The organism is Paraburkholderia sp. EG287B (assembly GCF_040965595.1).
Classification (GTDB): Bacteria; Pseudomonadota; Gammaproteobacteria; order Burkholderiales; family Burkholderiaceae; genus Paraburkholderia.
The window spans coordinates 23,489-40,666 of sequence record NZ_JBFRCG010000014.1; the positions used below are offsets into that span (position 1 = coordinate 23,489).

The 17,178-nt window shown below is 66.5% G+C and carries 17 protein-coding genes and 1 pseudogene; 8 read left to right on the plus strand and 10 right to left on the minus strand.

Annotated elements, in window-relative coordinates:
• Window positions 1–140 precede the first annotated feature (140 nt).
• Window positions 141–506: an iron-sulfur cluster insertion protein ErpA gene (erpA, locus tag AB4Y40_RS25550; RefSeq protein WP_042262553.1), complete on the plus strand. Its 366-nt coding sequence runs from the start codon at window positions 141–143 to the stop codon at window positions 504–506.
• Window positions 507–567: 61 nt separating this feature from the next.
• On the opposite strand, the gene AB4Y40_RS25555 is transcribed toward erpA, so the two are convergent.
• Window positions 568–1,722 carry an anhydro-N-acetylmuramic acid kinase gene (locus tag AB4Y40_RS25555; protein WP_368690190.1) on the minus strand — a complete coding sequence of 385 codons (1,155 nt, stop codon included), beginning with the start codon at window positions 1,720–1,722 and terminating at the stop codon, window positions 568–570.
• Between the two features lie 289 nt (window positions 1,723–2,011).
• On the opposite strand from AB4Y40_RS25555, the pseudogene AB4Y40_RS25560 reads away from it, so the two are divergent.
• From AB4Y40_RS25560 to AB4Y40_RS25585, 6 genes and pseudogenes are all read left to right on the plus strand, one after another.
• Window positions 2,012–2,287: pseudogene (locus AB4Y40_RS25560) on the plus strand (type II toxin-antitoxin system RelE/ParE family toxin); the annotation flags it as partial.
• Window positions 2,288–2,302: 15 nt separating this feature from the next.
• Window positions 2,303–2,614: a HigA family addiction module antitoxin gene (locus AB4Y40_RS25565; RefSeq protein ID WP_368690366.1), complete on the plus strand. Its 312-nt coding sequence runs from the start codon at window positions 2,303–2,305 to the stop codon at window positions 2,612–2,614.
• Window positions 2,615–2,739: 125 nt separating this feature from the next.
• A complete protein-coding gene (gene tyrS / locus AB4Y40_RS25570) occupies window positions 2,740–4,005 on the plus strand; it encodes a tyrosine--tRNA ligase (protein WP_368690191.1) in 1,266 nt (421 codons plus the stop codon).
• Complete coding sequence (gene dtd / locus AB4Y40_RS25575; RefSeq protein WP_201694296.1) at window positions 4,002–4,472, plus strand: D-aminoacyl-tRNA deacylase; 471 nt, start codon at window positions 4,002–4,004, stop codon at window positions 4,470–4,472. Before tyrS ends, dtd begins: the two co-directional genes overlap by 4 nt.
• A gap of 31 nt (window positions 4,473–4,503) precedes the next feature.
• A complete protein-coding gene (locus tag AB4Y40_RS25580) occupies window positions 4,504–5,187 on the plus strand; it encodes a histidine phosphatase family protein (protein WP_368690192.1) in 684 nt (227 codons plus the stop codon).
• 313 nt (window positions 5,188–5,500) lie between these two features.
• The gene (locus AB4Y40_RS25585) at window positions 5,501–6,652 is read left to right on the plus strand and encodes a branched-chain amino acid ABC transporter substrate-binding protein (RefSeq protein WP_368690193.1); all 1,152 of its coding nucleotides are present in this window, start codon (window positions 5,501–5,503) and stop codon (window positions 6,650–6,652) included.
• A gap of 89 nt (window positions 6,653–6,741) precedes the next feature.
• On the opposite strand, the gene AB4Y40_RS25590 is transcribed toward AB4Y40_RS25585, so the two are convergent.
• The 9 genes from AB4Y40_RS25590 to AB4Y40_RS25630 all read right to left on the minus strand — a co-directional run bounded on the left by AB4Y40_RS25590 (window position 6,742) and on the right by AB4Y40_RS25630 (window position 16,219).
• A complete protein-coding gene (locus tag AB4Y40_RS25590; protein WP_368690194.1) occupies window positions 6,742–7,686 on the minus strand; it encodes an oxygenase MpaB family protein in 945 nt (314 codons plus the stop codon).
• 37 nt (window positions 7,687–7,723) lie between these two features.
• Window positions 7,724–8,800: a Holliday junction branch migration DNA helicase RuvB gene (gene ruvB / locus AB4Y40_RS25595; RefSeq protein ID WP_042262539.1), complete on the minus strand. Its 1,077-nt coding sequence runs from the start codon at window positions 8,798–8,800 to the stop codon at window positions 7,724–7,726.
• 97 nt (window positions 8,801–8,897) lie between these two features.
• A complete protein-coding gene (gene ruvA / locus AB4Y40_RS25600; protein ID WP_324148928.1) occupies window positions 8,898–9,479 on the minus strand; it encodes a Holliday junction branch migration protein RuvA in 582 nt (193 codons plus the stop codon).
• Between the two features lie 107 nt (window positions 9,480–9,586).
• Window positions 9,587–10,129: a crossover junction endodeoxyribonuclease RuvC gene (gene ruvC / locus AB4Y40_RS25605; protein ID WP_028201962.1), complete on the minus strand. Its 543-nt coding sequence runs from the start codon at window positions 10,127–10,129 to the stop codon at window positions 9,587–9,589.
• A 189-nt stretch (window positions 10,130–10,318) separates the two neighbouring features.
• Window positions 10,319–11,884, minus strand: a complete 1,566-nt coding sequence (gene purH, locus AB4Y40_RS25610) for a bifunctional phosphoribosylaminoimidazolecarboxamide formyltransferase/IMP cyclohydrolase (RefSeq protein WP_368690195.1) — start codon at window positions 11,882–11,884, stop codon at window positions 10,319–10,321.
• 70 nt (window positions 11,885–11,954) lie between these two features.
• On the minus strand, window positions 11,955–12,188 hold the full coding sequence (locus tag AB4Y40_RS25615; protein ID WP_028216158.1) for a Fis family transcriptional regulator: 234 nt from the start codon (window positions 12,186–12,188) through the stop codon (window positions 11,955–11,957).
• Window positions 12,185–13,252, minus strand: a complete 1,068-nt coding sequence (gene dusB / locus AB4Y40_RS25620) for a tRNA dihydrouridine synthase DusB (RefSeq protein ID WP_368690196.1) — start codon at window positions 13,250–13,252, stop codon at window positions 12,185–12,187. The genes AB4Y40_RS25615 and dusB overlap by 4 nt, the downstream gene beginning before the upstream one ends.
• Before the next feature lie 191 nt (window positions 13,253–13,443).
• Entirely contained in the window at window positions 13,444–14,742 is a 1,299-nt protein-coding gene (locus tag AB4Y40_RS25625) for a UbiH/UbiF/VisC/COQ6 family ubiquinone biosynthesis hydroxylase (RefSeq protein ID WP_368690197.1), read from the minus strand.
• Between the two features lie 52 nt (window positions 14,743–14,794).
• Window positions 14,795–16,219 carry an aminopeptidase P N-terminal domain-containing protein gene (locus AB4Y40_RS25630; protein ID WP_368690367.1) on the minus strand — a complete coding sequence of 475 codons (1,425 nt, stop codon included), beginning with the start codon at window positions 16,217–16,219 and terminating at the stop codon, window positions 14,795–14,797.
• Between the two features lie 271 nt (window positions 16,220–16,490).
• On the opposite strand from AB4Y40_RS25630, the gene AB4Y40_RS25635 reads away from it, so the two are divergent.
• Window positions 16,491–17,102: a glutathione S-transferase family protein gene (locus tag AB4Y40_RS25635; RefSeq protein WP_368690198.1), complete on the plus strand. Its 612-nt coding sequence runs from the start codon at window positions 16,491–16,493 to the stop codon at window positions 17,100–17,102.
• Window positions 17,103–17,178 lie beyond the last annotated feature (76 nt).

The window sequence follows — 17,178 nt, forward strand, 5'->3', positions numbered from 1 at the left end:
TTTTTTCGTTTTCGTCGGCGCGCCGCACGTGTGGCGCGCAAGCTGCGACAATCTGGAGAAACCCCTTGATTTCGTGGGCTTAAGCACGATATCGGGAAGAGCCCTACAATAGCGGCTAGAAGCTTTTTTGGAGAGTTCGAATGAGCGCTGTCACCGAAACTACCGCGACCGAAATGCCCGGTCCCTTCGTTTTCACCGAAGCAGCGGCTGACAAGGTCAAGCAACTGATCGACGAGGAAGGCAACCCGGAGCTGAAGCTGCGCGTATTCGTGCAGGGCGGCGGCTGCTCGGGCTTCCAGTACGGATTCACGTTTGACGAAACGGTCAACGAAGACGACACCGTGATGAACCGCAACGGCGTCCAGCTTCTGATCGACTCGATGAGCTATCAGTACCTCGTCGGCGCCGAGATCGACTACAAAGACGATCTGAACGGCGCGCAATTCGTCATCAAGAACCCGAACGCGACCACCACGTGCGGTTGCGGCTCGTCGTTCTCGGTCTGATCGATTGCTGCAATAAATGTAACGGGGCTTCGGCCCCGTTTTTTTATTGGTGTGCGCTTGTTCAGCGCGGGTAAATCGCTCCCAGCACGCGCTCGCCGGCAGCCCCGGTTACGGCCGCGAGATTGCCCGGTTCGCGTGCCACGCAGCGCATGGCGAGCCACGCGAAGGCAAGCGGCTCCACCTGATGCGGCGGGACGCCGAGGGCCTCGGTGGTCGTGACCGGTACGCCCGCCACACCGCCCGTTTCGAGCGCCTTCTGCAGTGCCGCCATCAATGCCGCATTGCGCGCGCCGCCGCCGCAGACATACACGGCACGGCAATCGCTCGCGTGACGCTCGATCTCGCGTGCCACGCTCACGGCGGTCAGGGCGACCAGCGTGGCCTGCACGTCGGCGGGCGTGAGCGACTCGAAGCCCTTGAGTTTGTCGTCGAGCCACTGGGCATTGAAAAGATCGCGGCCTGTGCTCTTGGGCGGCTGCTGCTCGAAGAACGGTTCGTCGAGCAGGGCATTCAGAAGCGGCTGGTGCAGATTGCCGCTCGCGGCGAACTTGCCGTTCTCGTCGTAGGGCTTGCCTAGATGCCGCTCGGCCCACAGGTCGAGCAGGGCGTTGGCCGGGCCGCAGTCGAAGCCGCGCACGGCGCCCGTCGACGAGAGCACCGTGATGTTGCTGATGCCGCCAAGGTTGCAGACCACGCGCGTGTCCTCCTGCGAGCCGAACAGCGTCGCATGAAACGCGGGCACGAGCGGCGCACCCTGGCCGCCCGAGGCGACGTCGCGGCTGCGGAAGTCGGCGATCACGTCGATATGCGTGAGTTCCGCAAGCAGCGCCGGGTTCTGGATCTGCACGGTGTAGCCTTTCTCCGGCCGATGTCGCACGGTCTGGCCGTGCGCGCCGATCGCGCGCACCTCGGCGGGGGGCACGTTGCTCCCGCGCAGCAACTCGTGGCAGCACACCGCATAGCGGGCAGCCAGCGCGTTGCCGGCGAGCGCTTCGCGTTCGATCTCGTTCTCGCCTGGCTGCTGCAACGAAAAGAGCGCCTCGCGCAGCCCCTGCGCAAAGCCGACGAACGCCTCGGCCAGCACCACTGGCCGCTGGCCTGCCTCGAAGCGCACGGCAATGCCGTCCACGCCATCCATGCTGGTGCCCGACATCAGGCCGAAATACACGCCGTCGGCGGCGTGTGCGCTCTCGTTTCGTGCGTCGCGTGGCGCCACGTTGTGCTCCTTTATCAATGCCATTCAGTGCCCTGCGAGGGAATTATCGGCGCAATGCCTCTCGAGCGTAAGCCGAACGGCTGACTGTTGGCCATCTGTGCGTCGTGGGACGCTCATCGCGCTGCTCGATTGCGGGCGGCGCTGGAGCCTTGCGCGAAGTCAACCCGTTGACTGCGCTACGCGCGGTGCGTATAGTGAGCCTATACGCTATACGGAGAGCGCGCACCGACCCCAAGCCGGATCCTGGCTCCAGATCCACCCATGTTGGATCTGCTTAGTCTGGGGAGTCATGATCAAGTCGTGGAACCACAAAGGGCTCAAGGCGTTCTTTTTCACTGGCAACAAGGCGGGCATCCGGCCCGATCATGTACCGCGCCTGCGGCGTCAGCTGGCGCGGCTCGACGAGGCCGAGTCGCCCCGGGACATGAACGTGCCGGGCTGGCGCTGCCATGCGCTGGAAGGCCGTCTCGACGGCCATCACGCGATTCTCGTCAGCGGCAACTGGCGCCTGACTTTTGCGTTCGAAGGCCGCCACGCGGTCCTGGTCGACTATCACGACTATCACTGGGGCACGAGCAAGATGAACGACACGATACGCATGCACAACCCGCCGCACCCCGGCGAAACGCTGCGCGACGACATCCTCCCGGAGCTGGGGCTCACCGTAACGGAGGCCGCGGCGCAACTCGGCGTCACTCGCGCGGCGCTCTCGCGCGTGCTCAATGGCCGCGCCGGCATCTCCCCGGAAATGGCGCTGCGCCTCGAGGCATGGCTCGGCGAAGAGAACGGCGGCCGCGCCGATCTGTGGCTCGCCATGCAGGTTGCTTACGACCTTTGGCAGGCGCGCGCGAAGGGCGTGCCGCGCGTAGAGCGCGCCCCCGCCCGTTCCTGAGCGCTGGGGTTCGCGGCGCGTCGCGGGCTACCGCCGCGCGCGCGACCCGCAAATCTCGGCCCGGCGAGTCGAATCACGTAAAATTGCGGCCTAGACCCAGACTTAACGACAGAACCGATCGAAGCATGAGCAACGAGTCCACCTCCAGCAACGGCGCCAGCACCGGCGCAAAAGACGCCTTTCCGGTCACCGACGAAGTCCGTCACGCGCTTGCCGTCACGAAGCGCGGCGTGGACGAACTGCTGATCGAAGAAGAATTCGAGCAGAAGCTCGCCCGCAGCGCGGCCACCGGCAAGCCGCTGCGCATCAAGCTCGGCCTCGACCCGACCGCGCCCGACATCCACATCGGCCATACGGTCGTGCTCAACAAGATGCGCCAGCTGCAGGATCTCGGCCACAACGTGATCTTCCTGATCGGCGACTTCACCTCGCTCATCGGCGACCCGTCGGGCCGCAACGCCACGCGCCCGCCGCTCACGCGCGAGCAGATCGAATCGAACGCGAAAACGTACTTCGAGCAGGCCGCGCTCGTGCTAGACCGCGAAAAGACCGAAATTCGCTACAACAGCGAATGGTCGATGCCGCTCGGCGCCGACGGCATGATCAAGCTCGCGTCGCGCTACACGGTGGCGCGTATTCTCGAGCGCGAGGACTTCACCAAGCGCTTCCAGAGCGGCGTGCCCATTTCGATCCACGAATTCCTCTATCCGCTCATGCAGGGTTACGACTCGGTCGCGCTCAACGCGGACCTCGAGCTCGGCGGCACGGACCAGAAGTTCAACCTGCTCGTTGGCCGCGAACTGCAAAAGCAGTACGGCCAGGAGCAGCAGTGCATACTCACGATGCCGCTGCTCGAAGGCGTCGACGGCGTCGAGAAGATGTCGAAGTCGAAGAACAACTACATTGGCATCAGCGAGAAGCCCAACGACATGTTCGGCAAGCTCATGAGCATTTCCGACGTGCTGATGTGGCGTTACTTCACGCTGCTCTCGTTCCGTCCGCTGGACGAAATCGAAGGGTTCAAGCGCGAAATCGAAGCGGGCCGCAACCCGCGTGACTTCAAGGTGCTGCTCGCGCAGGAAATCGTCGCGCGCTTTCACTCGCAGGCCGACGCCGAGCGCGCGCTCGAAGACTTCAACCATCGCGCCAAGGGCGGCGTGCCGGACGACATTCCGTCGATCACGCTCGCGGGCGCGCCCCTCGCCATTGGCCAGTTGCTCAAGCAGGCGGGGCTCGTACCGTCCACGAGCGAAGCGCTGCGCAACATCGAGCAGGGCGGCGTGAAGATCGACGGCGCCACCGTCTCCGACAAGGGCCTCAAGGTCGAAGCGGGTGAGTTCGTCGTGCAGGTGGGCAAGCGCCGCTTTGCGCGCGTGACGCTCACGGCATGATTGCGCTGATCCAGCGCGTGCGCCGCGCCGAAGTGCGCGTGGCGCAAGGCGGCAGCGAGCGCGTGACCGGCGCGATCGGCCAGGGGCTGCTCGCGCTGGTTTGCGCCGAGCGCGGCGACACCGAGGCCAACGCCGACAAGCTGCTCGCGAAGCTGCTCGGCTATCGCGTGTTCAGCGACGCGGCGGGCAAGATGAACCTGAGCGTGCAGAACATCGACGGCAACGGCGCTCCCGGCGGCCTGCTGCTCGTCTCGCAGTTCACGCTCGCGGCCGACACGAACAGCGGTCTGCGCCCGAGCTTCACGCCGGCCGCGCCGCCCGAAGAGGGGCGGCGTCTATTCGATTATTTCGTCGCCGCCGCGCGCGAGAAGCATACGACTGTCGAGACCGGCGAGTTCGGCGCCGACATGCAGGTGTCGCTCGTCAACGACGGCCCCGTCACGTTCTGGCTGCAAGTGCGCAACTGAACCCTGTGTTTTTGACCATGCGCTTCTGACCATGAACACGCAGATTCTCTTTATCCGCCACGGCGAAACGGACTGGAACCGTATCAAGCGCATCCAGGGCCATATCGACATTCCGCTCGCGCAAAGCGGCGTGGCGCAGGCGCGGCAACTCGGCGCGCGGCTCGCGAACGAAGTGCAGTCGGGCGCGCGGCTCGACGCCATCTGGTCGAGCGATTTGCTGCGCGCGCAACAAACTGCGCAGCCCATCGCCGAAGCCCTGGGGCTGCCGGTGCAGCTCACCGAAGGCCTGCGCGAGCGCAACTATGGCGCGTTTCAGGGCCACGACAGCGACGAAATCTCCGGGCGCTTTCCGGACGAGTACGCGCACTGGCAAACGCGCGATTCTGGCTTCGCGCCGCCCGAAGGCGAGTCGCAGCGCGAGTTCTACCACCGGGTGCTGCACGCGCTCGAGCCGATCCTGGCCTTGCATCCGGGCGGCCGTATCGCGTGTGTCGCGCACGGCGGCGTGCTCGACTGCGTGTACCGTTTCGCGAACGGCCTCGCGCTCGACGCACCGCGAGCGTGGCCGCTCCTCAACACGAGCGTGAACGTCGTCGATTTCGAACGCGGCGAGTACGTGACGCAGGCGCGCGTCGTCGCCTGGGGCGATGTGGCCCATCTGGGCGGCGTCAGCGCCGACGACGGCTTCAAGCGCGCGCCCGAAGCCGGGCGCTAACGTGTCTTTTCAGGCAGCGCGGTGCCTGGCCGCGCTGTCCTGTTCTTCCCGCCATTCCCCTCCCTGCGCCGCTCCCGTGTCTCGGCAACGCTGCGGCCCCATCGATTTCCTTTCCGCTCGCTTGCGGGTTCTTTTCAAAGCCCAACCACGAAGTTAAGCGTCCTGCTAATATTTGTCCGACCTTTGGGCGCGCTGGCCACCGGGCTCCATGCCCGGCCCGGCGTTGAAGAGGGACGCGCGCGCATGACAAGCGCGAGGGCGCGTGCCCAAGGTTCGAACGGGTATTCCAAGAAAACACGCAGGAGAAAGTTCAATGACGTTCAAGCTTCACAAGCTGCTGCCGGTGAGCGCAGCGGTCATGGCGCTCGCAGCGCTGTCGGCCAGCAATACGGCGTCGGCCGACCAGGTCGTCAAGATCGGCCACGTCGGTCCTCTCACGGGCGGTTCGGCCCACCTCGGCAAGGACAACGAAAACGGCGCGCGCCTCGCCATCGAGGAAATCAACGCCAAGGGCCTGACGATCGACGGCCAGAAGATCACGCTCGCGCTCGACGCCCAGGACGACGCCGCCGACCCGCGCCAGGCCACCCAGGTCGCGCAGAAGCTGGTAGACGACAAGGTCGTGGCCGTGATCGGCCACCTGAACTCGGGCGCGTCGATCCCGGCATCGAAGATCTACAGCGACGCCGGGATCGTGCAGATCTCGCCGTCGTCGACCAATCCTTCGTACACGCTGCAGGGCTTCAAGACCACCTACCGCGTCGTCGCGACCGACGCCCAGCAAGGCCCCGCGCTCGCCGATTACGCGGCCAAGAGCCTGAACGTGAAGACCGTGGCCGTGGTCGACGACTCGACCGCCTATGGCCAGGGCCTCGCGAACGAGTTCGAGAAGACGGCAAAGTCGCTCGGCATGAAGGTGCTCTCGCACGACGCGACCAATGACAAGGCCGTCGATTTCCGCGCGATCCTCACGAAGATCAAGGGTGAGAACCCGGACGCCATCATGTACGGCGGCATGGACGCCACGGGCGGCCCGTTCGCGAAGCAGGCGCGGCAACTCGGTCTGCGCGCGAAGGTGCTGTCGGGCGACGGCGTGTGCACGGAAAGCCTCGCGGACCTCGCGGGCGCGGCGACGGACAATATCGTCTGCTCGCAGGCCGGCATGGCGGTCGAGCGTATGAACGGCGGCGCGGCGTTCGCGGCGAAGTACCAAAAGCGCTTCGGTCACCCGATCGAATTCGATGCGCCGTTCACGTATGACGCGGTGTACATCGTCGTCGACGCGATGAAGCGCGCGAATTCCACCGACCACGCGAAGGTCCTCGCGCAGATCCCGGGCACGGACTACAAGGGCGTGATTGGCGAGACGACCTTCGATTCGAAGGGCGACCTCAAGCACGGCGTGATCTCGCTCTACAACTACAAGGCAGGCAAGAAGACGCTGCTCGACGTGGTGAAGATGTAAGCACGCGGGCGCGCGCAGTCGCATCGGCGCGCCGCAGATGAACCGGCCAACCTGTGCGAGCGGGTCGGCCGTTTTTTATTGCGCAGCGCTTACTTCGCGGCCGTTGCCGCCGCTCGCCGCCGCGCGCGTTTGGAGACGCCGTTGACGAGCGCCCAGCGTAATACCGGCGCGACGGCGAGCATGCCGGGCCGCACCATGGCGCGGCGCGCGAAGGCGAATGTGTCGAAGCCGAGCATCTGCTGGGCGAAGGGCGGCAACAGGTCGATGCCCGCGTTCCTGATCAGCGCGCCGGCGGGGCGCATCCCCGGGCGCGGCGCGGGCGCTTCCATGAGCACGCGCACCACTTCGAACGTGCGATCGCTCGCGACGAGTTCGGGTTGCATCGACTGCAGATACGCGGCGATTTCGGCGCGCGAGCGCGGCACGTTCGTCGCGCCCAGCAGTTCGGCAATGCGCGCGACTTCGGCGTAGTACTGATCCTGCGTCTCACCGGGCAGCGCGGGATTCACGAAGCGCAAATACGCGCCGAGAAAGCTCGAGACTTCGGCCACGTGCACCCAGGTCAGCAACGCAGGATCGCTTGCACGATAGGGGCGGCCATCGGGCCCAGTGCCCGTCACGGCGAGGTGGATCCGCTTGACGCGTTCGATCAGCGCGAGCGCGTCGGCGCGGCTGCCGTATGTCGTGCCGGCGATGAAGGTCGCGGTGCGTCGGAGCCGCCCGAGGATGTCGATGCGAAACGTCGAATGGTCCCACACACCAGCGAGCGCGAGCGGATGCAGCGCCTGCAGCAGCAGCGCGCTGACGCCGCCCGCCATCATTGCGGCGAAATCGGCATGGACCTTCCAGCAAACGGCGTCGGGGCCGAAGAGGCCGGGGTCGCCCGGCGGATTCGAGTAATCGAGTTTCGGGCCGCTGCCCGTGGTGAGATGCGTGATGTTTTCGGCGAGCGTCATGCGCAGGCGGCGCGCGAGCTGACCGGCGAGGCTGGTCGGTTCAGGCGCGTTGGGAGGGAGGCCGGCGTGATCGGACATCGTGCTCTCGCTCGCGCTGCGTTGAGGCTGGTGCGCCTTACGACGCGTCCGGTTCCCAGTCGCCGCCCGTCGATGCGTCGTCCGGCACCGTGAGGCCGAAGTGGCGGTAGCTGAGTTGCGTGGCCACACGGCCGCGGGGCGTGCGCTGCAGATAGCCCTGCTGGATCAGATACGGTTCGAGCACGTCCTCGATCGTGTCGCGTTCCTCGCCGATGGCGGCGGCAAGGTTGTCCACGCCCACCGGACCGCCGTCGAACTTGTGCAGTATGGCTTCGAGCAGCTTGCGGTCCATCAGGTCGAAGCCGACGGGATCGACGTCGAGCATGCGCAGCGCGGCGTCGGCGACCTTCGCGGTGATCGCGCCGTCTGCCTTCACCTCCGCGTAGTCGCGCACGCGGCGCAGCAGGCGGTTGGCGATACGCGGCGTGCCGCGCGAGCGGCGCGCGATTTCGAGCGCGCCATCGGGGTGGATTTGCGCGCCGAGCAGCGAGGCCGAGCGCTGCACGATGCGCGAGAGCTCGCCCGCGTTATAGAACTCGAGGCGCGAGACGATGCCGAAGCGGTCGCGCAGCGGGTTCGTGAGCATGCCCGCGCGCGTGGTCGCACCCACCAGCGTGAACGGCTGCAAGTCGAGCTTCACGCTGCGCGCGGCCGGCCCTTCGCCGATCATGATGTCGATCTGGTAGTCCTCGAGCGCCGGATACAGGATTTCCTCGACGACCGGCGAGAGCCGGTGAATTTCGTCGATGAACAGCACGTCGTTCGCTTCGAGATTGGTGAGCAGCGCCGCGAGATCGCCCGCACGCTCCAGCACGGGGCCCGACGTCTGCCGCAGATTGACCCCCATTTCGCGCGCGATGATATGCGCGAGCGTGGTCTTGCCGAGGCCCGGCGGGCCGAACAGCAGCACGTGGTCGAGCGGTTCGGAACGGCGCTTCGCGGCCTCGATGAAGATCTCGAGCTGGCCGCGCACCTTTTCCTGGCCGACATATTCGTCGAGCTGGCGCGGGCGCAACGCGCGTTCGAACGCTTCCTCATGAGTCGAGGCGGGCGTGGCGGCGATCACGCGGTCGGCGCCGGCGTGGTTGGCGGCGAGTTTGTCGGTTTCGATCATGCAGCGATTGTACCGCGCAGACTATGCGACGGCGGGGCCGTCCAGGCACCACGATGGCGCCGCAACTAACAGCCCGCCTCAGCGTGCGCGAGGGTGATCAGGCCTTGGAAAGCGCCTTGAGCGCGAGCTTGATGCCTTCCGAAACGCCGGTGCCGGCGGGCACGTTCTTGATCGCGGCGAGCCCTTCCTTCTCCGAATAGCCGAGCGCGAGCAACGCGTTGAGGATGTCGTTCGCGTGGTCGGAAGGCGAAGCGGCGGCGGCCATCGCGCCGAGGTCCGCGCCGAGCTTGCCCTTGAGTTCGAGCAGCAGGCGCTCGGCCGTTTTCTTGCCGATGCCGGGCACGCGCGTGAGGCGCGCCGCATCCTGCTGCGTGACGGCTTGCGCGAGATCATTCACGCTCATGCCCGAGAGCACGGCGAGCGCCATGCGTGCGCCGATGCCGCTGATCTTGAGCAGCTCGCGAAACGTCGAGCGTTCCTCCTGCGTGCCGAAGCCGAACAGCAGATGCGCGTCTTCGCGCACGATCATCTGCGTGAGCAACACGATTTTTTCGCCGTTGCCGGGCAGGTTGTAGAACGTGCTCATCGGCACGTCGACTTCGTAGCCGACGCCGTTGCAGTCGATGAGCAGGTGCGGCGGGTTCTTTTCCAGCAATACGCCGGCAATGCGACCGATCATGGCGGGTTCTGTGATGAGGGAAAGCTCAAGAGTGTAGCGGAGGGCAGGGCCGTCCGGAGCGCGCGGCCAGAACGTTGGCCGTCCGGCCAGGCGCATCGGCCATGCATTCAGCCTATCAACCGTCCGCGGCGTACCCGCATGCCCTTTTTCGCGAGCGCAGGCGCAAGCCCGCCGAGCGTGGCAAGAGCATCGCCGCCGTGCGCGTGGCAGATCGCCATGCCGAGCGCGTCGGCGGCATCGGTGCCGGGCGTGCCCGTGAGGGCGAGCAGGCGCACGACCATCTGCTGCATTTGTTCCTTGGTCGCGCGTCCGTAGCCCACCACGGCCTGCTTGAGCTGCAGCGCGGTGTATTCGGCCACCGGGACGCCGCCCGAAACCAGCCCGCAAATCGCTGCGCCGCGCGCCTGGCCGAGCAGGAGGGTCGACTGCGGATTGACGTTGACGAAGACCTTTTCGATCGCGGCCTGGTCGGGCGCGTGCTGGCGGATCAGCGTGGACACGCCTTCGAAGATGGTGCCGAGGCGCGTGGGCAGATCGGCATCGGCGGTGCGGATGACGCCGCTAGCGACGTACGTGAGCTGATGGCCGTGACGTTCGATCACGCCGAAGCCGGTGACGCGCAAGCCGGGGTCGATGCCGAGAATTCTCATGAAATGCGGGAAAGACGGATGTGCCTGCGATGGTACAACGAACGGCACAGATGCCGCGAGCCTTGAAGGCGCGGGCGAACGAGGCGCGCCACGCAAAGAAAAAGCCCGCGAGACGCGAGTCCGGCGGGCTTTGCACAAGCGGCGTGTCACGTGCAGGTCACGCGCCGCACGCAACCAGGGCGGCGAAGATCAGTGACGGAAGTGGCGGATGCCCGTCATCACCATGGCGATGTTGTGCTCGTCGGCGGCGGCGATCACTTCGTCGTCGCGCATCGAGCCGCCCGGCTGGATCACGCAGGTCGCGCCCGCGTTCACCACCACGTCGAGGCCGTCGCGGAACGGGAAGAACGCGTCCGACGCCACTGCCGTGCCCGCGAGCTTGAGGCCAGCGTTCTCGGCCTTGATGCTGGCGATGCGCGCCGAGTCCACGCGGCTCATCTGGCCCGCGCCCACGCCCATCGTCATGCCGTTCGCGCAGAACACGATGGCGTTCGACTTCACGAACTTCGCGACGCGCCATGCGAACAGCAGGTCGTCCATTTCCTTCGGCGTGGGGTGGCGCTTCGTCACCGCGCGCAGTTCGTGCGGCTGCACGTTCTTCGCATCGAGCGATTGCACGAGCAGGCCGCCGCCCACGCGCTTCAGATCGAATGCGTTATGGCCATCGCCCAGCGCGATTTCGAGCAGACGCACGTTCTGCTTCGCGGCGAACACGGCCTTCGCGGCTTCCGAGAACGACGGCGCGATCAGCACTTCGACGAACTGCTTGGCCACGGCCTGCGCCGCGGCTTCGTCCACTTCGCGGTTGAACGCGATGATGCCGCCGAACGCCGAGGTCGGGTCGGTCTGGAACGCCTTCGAGTAGGCTTCGAGCGCGTTCGCGCCGATTGCCACGCCGCACGGATTCGCGTGCTTGATGATCACGCAGGCCGGGGCGTCGAACGTCTTCACGCATTCCCATGCCGCGTCCGAGTCGGCGATGTTGTTGTACGAGAGTTCCTTGCCCTGCAGCTGCGTGTAGTTCGCGAGCGCGCCGGCGGGCGTCGTGAGGTCGCGGTAGAACGCGGCGCTCTGGTGCGGGTTTTCGCCGTAGCGCAGGTCCTGAACCTTGTCGAACGCGAGGTTCAGCACGGCCGGGTAGGTGTTGCGCGACTTGTGCTCGAGCGCTTCGGTGAGGCTCGTGAGGTAGTTCGTGATCGCGCCGTCGTACTGCGCCGTGTGCGAGAACACCTTGGTCGCGAGGCGGAAATTCGTGGCGTAGCTCACGGTATTGCCGTTCGCGCGCATTTCTTCCAGCACCTTCGCGTAGTCGGCCGGATCGACCACCACGGTCACGTCGCGATGGTTCTTCGCCGCCGAGCGCAGCATGGTCGGGCCGCCGATATCGATGTTCTCGATCGCGTCTTCCAGCGAGCACTCTTCCTTCGAGATCGTCTGGACGAACGGGTAGAGATTCACGACCAGCAGGTCGATCGTCGGGATGTTGTGCTTTTCGAGCGCGGCCATGTGCTCGGGCAGGTCGCGGCGCGCGAGGATGCCGCCGTGCACCTTCGGGTGCAGCGTTTTCACGCGCCCATCGAGCATTTCCGGAAAGCCCGTGTAGTCGGCCACTTCGGTGACGGAAAGGCCCGCGTCCGCGAGCAGTTTCGCGGTGCCGCCGGTCGAGAGGATCTTGACGCCGAGGTCCGACAGCGACTTCGCGAAGTCGACGATGCCGGCCTTATCGGAAACGGAGATGAGCGCTTGCCTGATCATGATGGGTAACGAGGTAGATTGCCGAAAGATCGAGGGGGCCGCGCCGAAGATCCAGTAAAACGCAGCGGCGTTACAGCAGGCCGTGCTGCTGGAGCTTCTTGCGCAGCGTGTTGCGGTTGATGCCGAGATACTCGGCGGCGAGCGACTGATTGCCGCCTGCCTGCTCGAGCACCACCTCGAGCATCGGTTTTTCGACGCACGCCATCACCATTTCGTAGACGTCGTGCGGATTGCTGCCGTCGAGGTCCTGGAAGTAGATGCCAAGGCTCTCGCGGACGGATTGTTCGATGTTGTGCTTGCTCATGCTGCCAGTCGATCGGTTGATTCGTCGCTGCCGTCGCTGTCGTTGTTCTCGTCGTCGACGTAGACGAGGCGCTCGGAGCGCGCCTTCTGTTCGTCGAAGAACTGGTTGACGGCGACGAGCTGCTCGCGCGTGGTGTCCAGCGTATTCATGCGGTGCCGGAACGTATTGGCTCCACAAAGGCCGCGAGTGTACCAGCCGATATGCTTGCGCGCAGTACGCACGCCCGTAAATTCACCGTAAAAAGCGTAGTGGTCCTCCAGATGCTCGTTCATGATCGACTGGATTTCGTCCACGCGCGGCGGCGGCAGCAGCTCGCCCGTCGCCAGGAAATGCTCGATTTCGCGGAACAGCCACGGGCGCCCCTGCGCCGCGCGGCCGATCATGATGGCGTCGGCGCCCGTGAGCGCGAGGACCTCGCGCGCCTTTTGCGGCGACGTAATGTCGCCGTTCGCGACCACCGGAATGCCCGCGGCGGCCTTCACCGCGGCAATCGTTTCGTACTCCGCTTCACCGTGATAGAGATCGGCGCGCGTGCGGCCGTGCACGGTGAGCATGGCAATGCCGCTTTCCTCGGCAATGCGCGCGATGGTGAGCGCGTTGCGGTTGTCGCGGTCCCAGCCCGTGCGGATCTTGAGCGTGACGGGCACGGCGTCGGGGCCCACGCCCACGGCGTCGACCACGGCCCTGACGATGCGCGCGACGAGCGGTTCGTTCTGCAAGAGCGCCGAGCCGGCAGCGACGTTGCAGACCTTCTTGGCCGGGCAGCCCATGTTGATGTCGATGATCTGCGCGCCGTTCGCGACGTTGTAGCGCGCGGCTTCGGCCATCATTTCCGGATCGGCCCCGGCGATCTGCACGGAGATGGGTTCCACTTCGCCCGCGTGATTGGCGCGGCGCATGGTCTTCTCGCTCTTCCAGAGCTGCGCATTGGACGCGACCATTTCGGAGACCGCATAGCCCGCGCCGAGGCGCTTGCACAGCTGGCGGAACGGCCGGTCCGTGACACCCGCCATGGGGGCGACGAACAGGTTATTACGCAAGGTGTGACGGCCGATAGTGAACATGACGCGCGGGCGAGGCCGGTGCCGCGACCCGGATGGCATTCCGGCCGGCGCGGCAAACGGCGTGAATTTGAAAAAGGGGAAACGCTTATTTTAGCGTAAGCGGGATGCGAGGTCGCGCTGCGCGGACCTTGGTCTTGTTGCGGAGCGGCGTTTCAGCGCTCAAAGAAAAGCGATGCGACCCTTAGTTCGCCTCAACTCCGCTGCCCGAACATCATCTGCCGCGCGAGCGCCGTCTTCACGGGCGGCACGAATTCGAGCGCCGTGAGCGCGAGCCCGCGCAGCGTGGCGAGCGGGCCGAAATCGACGGTGAACAGGCGGGCGAGCGTATCCGTCGCCCCGATCGTCATGCGCCGGTCGAACGCGCGGCGGCCCGCGAACTCGGCGAGTGCGCGCGGCGTGGCGCCGTGCTGCGCGAGCGAATCGGCGAGGGCGTGGGCGTCTCGCAGACCGAGATTGAGGCCCTGGCCCGCCACCGGATGCAGTGTCTGCGCCGCGTTGCCGACCGCCGCGATGCGGCCGTGGCCGGAAACGAGGGCGTCGAGCGCGTTCAGGCCGAGCGGAAACGACGCGCGGCCGTGAATCTGCGTGAAGCGGCCCATGCGCGCGCCGAACGCCACGCCGAGTTCGGCGAGGAAACCGGCGTCTGAAAGCTGCGCGCGGCGCTCGGCCTGGGCCGGGGAGCAGCACCACACCAGCGCGTAATCCGCGCCGCGCACGCCGCCCATCGGCAGGAGCGCGATCGGGCCTTCGCTCGTGAAGCGCTCCCACGCGATGTGCGGCTGCGGGGAGGCGAGCGTCACCACGCCGACCAGCGCCGTTTGCCCGTAGTCGCGCGTGCGTTTGGTTTCGGCGGCCGGCGGAGCGGCCTTCGCGTTGGCCTCGTCGGCTTCGTCGACATCGTCGGCATCGTCTTGCGCGTCGCGTGGCGGCGGCGTGCGATACAGCCCGCCTTCGGCGTTCACGAGGATGCGCGTGCGCAGATGTCGCTCGACGCCCGCGCTCGCGACCGGCAGCGTCACGCCGTCATTCTCGACGACGGGATCGTGCGCCTGTGTGTGATGCAGCCAGTGCACCGGCGTGCCGCGCACGGCCTGCGCGAGCGCCTGCACGATCGCGCCGTAGCGCGCCACGTAGCCGAGCGCGGGCAGGTCGTAGTCGTGGCGGTCGATCAGCGTGCGCCCGAAATGGCCGCGCTGCGAAACATGAATACGCTCGATGGGCGTGGCGTCGTGCGGCCACGCGAGCGCTTCGAGCAGCGTGCGGCTGCCTTGCGAAACGGCGATGGCGCGCGGGTCGCCGGCGCTATCCTCGGGTTCGCGCGCGTCGATCAGCGCAATCGAGAGCCCTTGCGTGGCGCTGCGCCGCGCGAGCCAACCCGCGAGCGCGAGACCCACCGGCCCCGCGCCGACGATCGTCACGTCGTGGTCGAAATGGGCGGGCGCATTCGCGCCGGTGGGAATGTCGTTCGCGCTGCCGGAAACTGCGTTCATGTCGTTTGTTTCGCTTCGTGTGGAGTCTTCGCGTCTGCGTCTGCCGTCTGCGTCAGGCGCCGCATTGTGCGTCCTGCATGAGCGCTTCGATTTCATCGGCGGCAACCGGCACGCCGCGCGTGATCAACTCGCAGCCCGTTTCAGTGACGATGGCGTCGTCCTCGATACGGATGCCGATGTCCCAGTAGCGCTCGGGCACGTCCTCGGCCGCGCGGATGTAGAGACCCGGCTCGATCGTGAGCGTCATGCCGGCGCGCAGCGTGCGCCACGGCGGCGGGGCGGCGGGCTTGTCGGCGCTTGCGGCAACGTCGCGTTCGCCGCGTTCGCCGCGTTCGCCGCGTTCGCGATAGTCGCCCGCGTCGTGCACGTCCATGCCGAGCCAGTGCCCGGTGCGATGCATATAGAAGCGCGCATAGGCGCGCTCGGCGATCACGTCGTCGACGCTCGCAAAGCGCTGCGGGTCGATGATGCCGGTATCGAGCAGACCCTGCGCGAGCACGCGCACCGCGGCGTCGTGCGGCGCCTCGAAGTTTACGCCGGGGCGCGTGGCGTCGATGGCGGCCTGCTGCGCGGCGAGCACGATGTCGTACAGCTCGCGTTGCGCGCTCGTGAAGCGGCCGCTCGCGGGGAACGTGCGGGTGATGTCCGAGGCGTAGCCGTTCAACTCGCACGCGGCGTCGATCAGCACGAGGTCGCCTTCGCGTGCCACCGCGTTGCCCGCAGGGTAGTGCAGCACGCACGCGTTCGCGCCTGCCGCGACGATCGAGCCGTAGGCGGGCGCCTGCGCGCCGTGCTTGCGGAACGTGTAGAGCAACTCCGCCTCGATCTCGTATTCGCGCATGCCGGGCCGGCATGTCTGCATCGCGCGAACGTGCGCAAGCGCCGAGATCTTCGCGGCGCGGCGCATGGTGTCGAGTTCGTGCGCATCCTTGAACACGCGCATGTCGTCGAGCAGCGGCAGCAGGTCATACGCGGCGGCCGGCGCCGTGACGCCGCTGCGCCCCTGCGCGCGCACCGCGTCGATCCAGCGCTTCACCTGCGCGTCGAAGCGGTCGGAGGCCGCGAGCGCGTAGTGCAGCGCCGGCCGGTTGGCGATGAACTGCGGAATGCGCGCATCGAGTTCGTCGGCAGGAAACGCGGCGTCGAAGCCGAACGCTTCGCGCGCGGCGTCGGGACCGAAGCGAAAGCCCTCCCACGTTTCGCGCTCGACGTTCTTCGCGCGGCAGAACAGGATGGCGGCGGGCTGATTCTCGCCCGCGTTCGCGTCGAGCACGAGCAGCGCCTCGGGCTCCGTGAAGCCGGTGAGGTAGTAGAAGTAGCTGTCGTGCCGATAGGGATAGTCCGCGTCGCGATTGCGCAGCGCTTCGGGCGCGGTCGGCACGAGCGCGACACCGCCGCCTTGCGCACGCAGCGCCGCAAGCACACGTTCGCGGCGCGCGCGGAAGAGCGCCGCGCCGCCGTCGGGGCCGCGCTGCATGTCGGCGGCGTCGGCCACGCTGGCCGCAGGGTGGGCTTCGCTCGAGGCGGCCGGGGCGCTTTGCTTGAGGGTCGAGTCCATCCTGAGATTGTAGCGCTGGCTACAAACGGACGCGCTGGCTCGCGGTGTCCCAACCCGCGCGCCGCCGTGGCCGGGTGTTGTCTCTTGCTGACATTATTTGTAGGAAAAATCCTGCACTGCAACAGACGGCGCGTCAGAAAATGGCCAATCCAACGTATACTTCGGCCGGATTCCAGAAAAGGCAGGTGGTATGAAACTCATCGGTTCGCTCGGCAGCCCGTATGTCCGCAAGGCGCGGATCACGCTCGCCGAAAAGAAAATCGACTACAAGCTGGTGCTCGAAAACGTGTGGGGCGAGGAAACGGCGATTCACGATTTCAACCCGCTCGGCAAGGTTCCGTGTCTCGTGATGGACGACGGCGAGGCCGTGTTCGACTCGCGCGTGATCTGCGAGTACGTCGACATGCTCTCGCCCGTGGCCAAGCTCATTCCGCCCGCAGGACGCGAGCGTATCGAAGTGCGTTGCTGGGAGGCGCTTGCCGACGGCATGCTCGACGCGACCGTGCTGATCCGCCTCGAAGGCACGCAGCGCACGCCGGAGCAGCGCAACGAGGCGTGGGTGAAGCGCCAGGAGCGCAAGATCCACGAAAGCCTGACCGCGATGGCCAAGGGGCTCGACGGCAACCCGTGGTGCGCGGGCAACCGCTACACGATCGCGGATATCGCCGTGGGCTGCGCGCTCGGCTATCTCGACTTCCGCATGCCGGAGCTGGACTGGCGCGAGGCGCATCCGAATCTCGCGCGCCACTTCGAGAAGCTCTCGCAGCGTCAGTCGTTCGTCGACACGGTGCCGCAAGGCTGACGTCCAGTCGATCGGCAACTGATGTGACTTAGACAAAACGCCCGACGGCATGGTGTGCCGTCGGGCGTTTTTCGTG

Excerpts from the sequence above, each read along its gene's own strand:
- erpA (WP_042262553.1), top strand. The coding sequence starts at position 141 with ATGAGCGCTGTCACCGAAACTACCGCGACCGAAATGCCCGGTCCCTTC.
- AB4Y40_RS25565 (WP_368690366.1), top strand. The coding sequence starts at position 2,303 with ATGAACGACACGATACGCATGCACAACCCGCCGCACCCCGGCGAAACG.
- tyrS (WP_368690191.1), top strand. The coding sequence starts at position 2,740 with ATGAGCAACGAGTCCACCTCCAGCAACGGCGCCAGCACCGGCGCAAAA.
- dtd (WP_201694296.1), top strand. The coding sequence starts at position 4,002 with ATGATTGCGCTGATCCAGCGCGTGCGCCGCGCCGAAGTGCGCGTGGCG.
- AB4Y40_RS25580 (WP_368690192.1), top strand. The coding sequence starts at position 4,504 with ATGAACACGCAGATTCTCTTTATCCGCCACGGCGAAACGGACTGGAAC.
- AB4Y40_RS25585 (WP_368690193.1), top strand. The coding sequence starts at position 5,501 with ATGACGTTCAAGCTTCACAAGCTGCTGCCGGTGAGCGCAGCGGTCATG.
- AB4Y40_RS25590 (WP_368690194.1), bottom strand. The coding sequence starts at position 7,686 with ATGTCCGATCACGCCGGCCTCCCTCCCAACGCGCCTGAACCGACCAGC.
- ruvB (WP_042262539.1), bottom strand. The coding sequence starts at position 8,800 with ATGATCGAAACCGACAAACTCGCCGCCAACCACGCCGGCGCCGACCGC.
- ruvA (WP_324148928.1), bottom strand. The coding sequence starts at position 9,479 with ATGATCGGTCGCATTGCCGGCGTATTGCTGGAAAAGAACCCGCCGCAC.
- ruvC (WP_028201962.1), bottom strand. The coding sequence starts at position 10,129 with ATGAGAATTCTCGGCATCGACCCCGGCTTGCGCGTCACCGGCTTCGGC.
- purH (WP_368690195.1), bottom strand. The coding sequence starts at position 11,884 with ATGATCAGGCAAGCGCTCATCTCCGTTTCCGATAAGGCCGGCATCGTC.
- AB4Y40_RS25615 (WP_028216158.1), bottom strand. The coding sequence starts at position 12,188 with ATGAGCAAGCACAACATCGAACAATCCGTCCGCGAGAGCCTTGGCATC.
- dusB (WP_368690196.1), bottom strand. The coding sequence starts at position 13,252 with ATGTTCACTATCGGCCGTCACACCTTGCGTAATAACCTGTTCGTCGCC.
- AB4Y40_RS25625 (WP_368690197.1), bottom strand. The coding sequence starts at position 14,742 with ATGAACGCAGTTTCCGGCAGCGCGAACGACATTCCCACCGGCGCGAAT.
- AB4Y40_RS25630 (WP_368690367.1), bottom strand. The coding sequence starts at position 16,219 with ATGCAGCGCGGCCCCGACGGCGGCGCGGCGCTCTTCCGCGCGCGCCGC.
- AB4Y40_RS25635 (WP_368690198.1), top strand. The coding sequence starts at position 16,491 with ATGAAACTCATCGGTTCGCTCGGCAGCCCGTATGTCCGCAAGGCGCGG.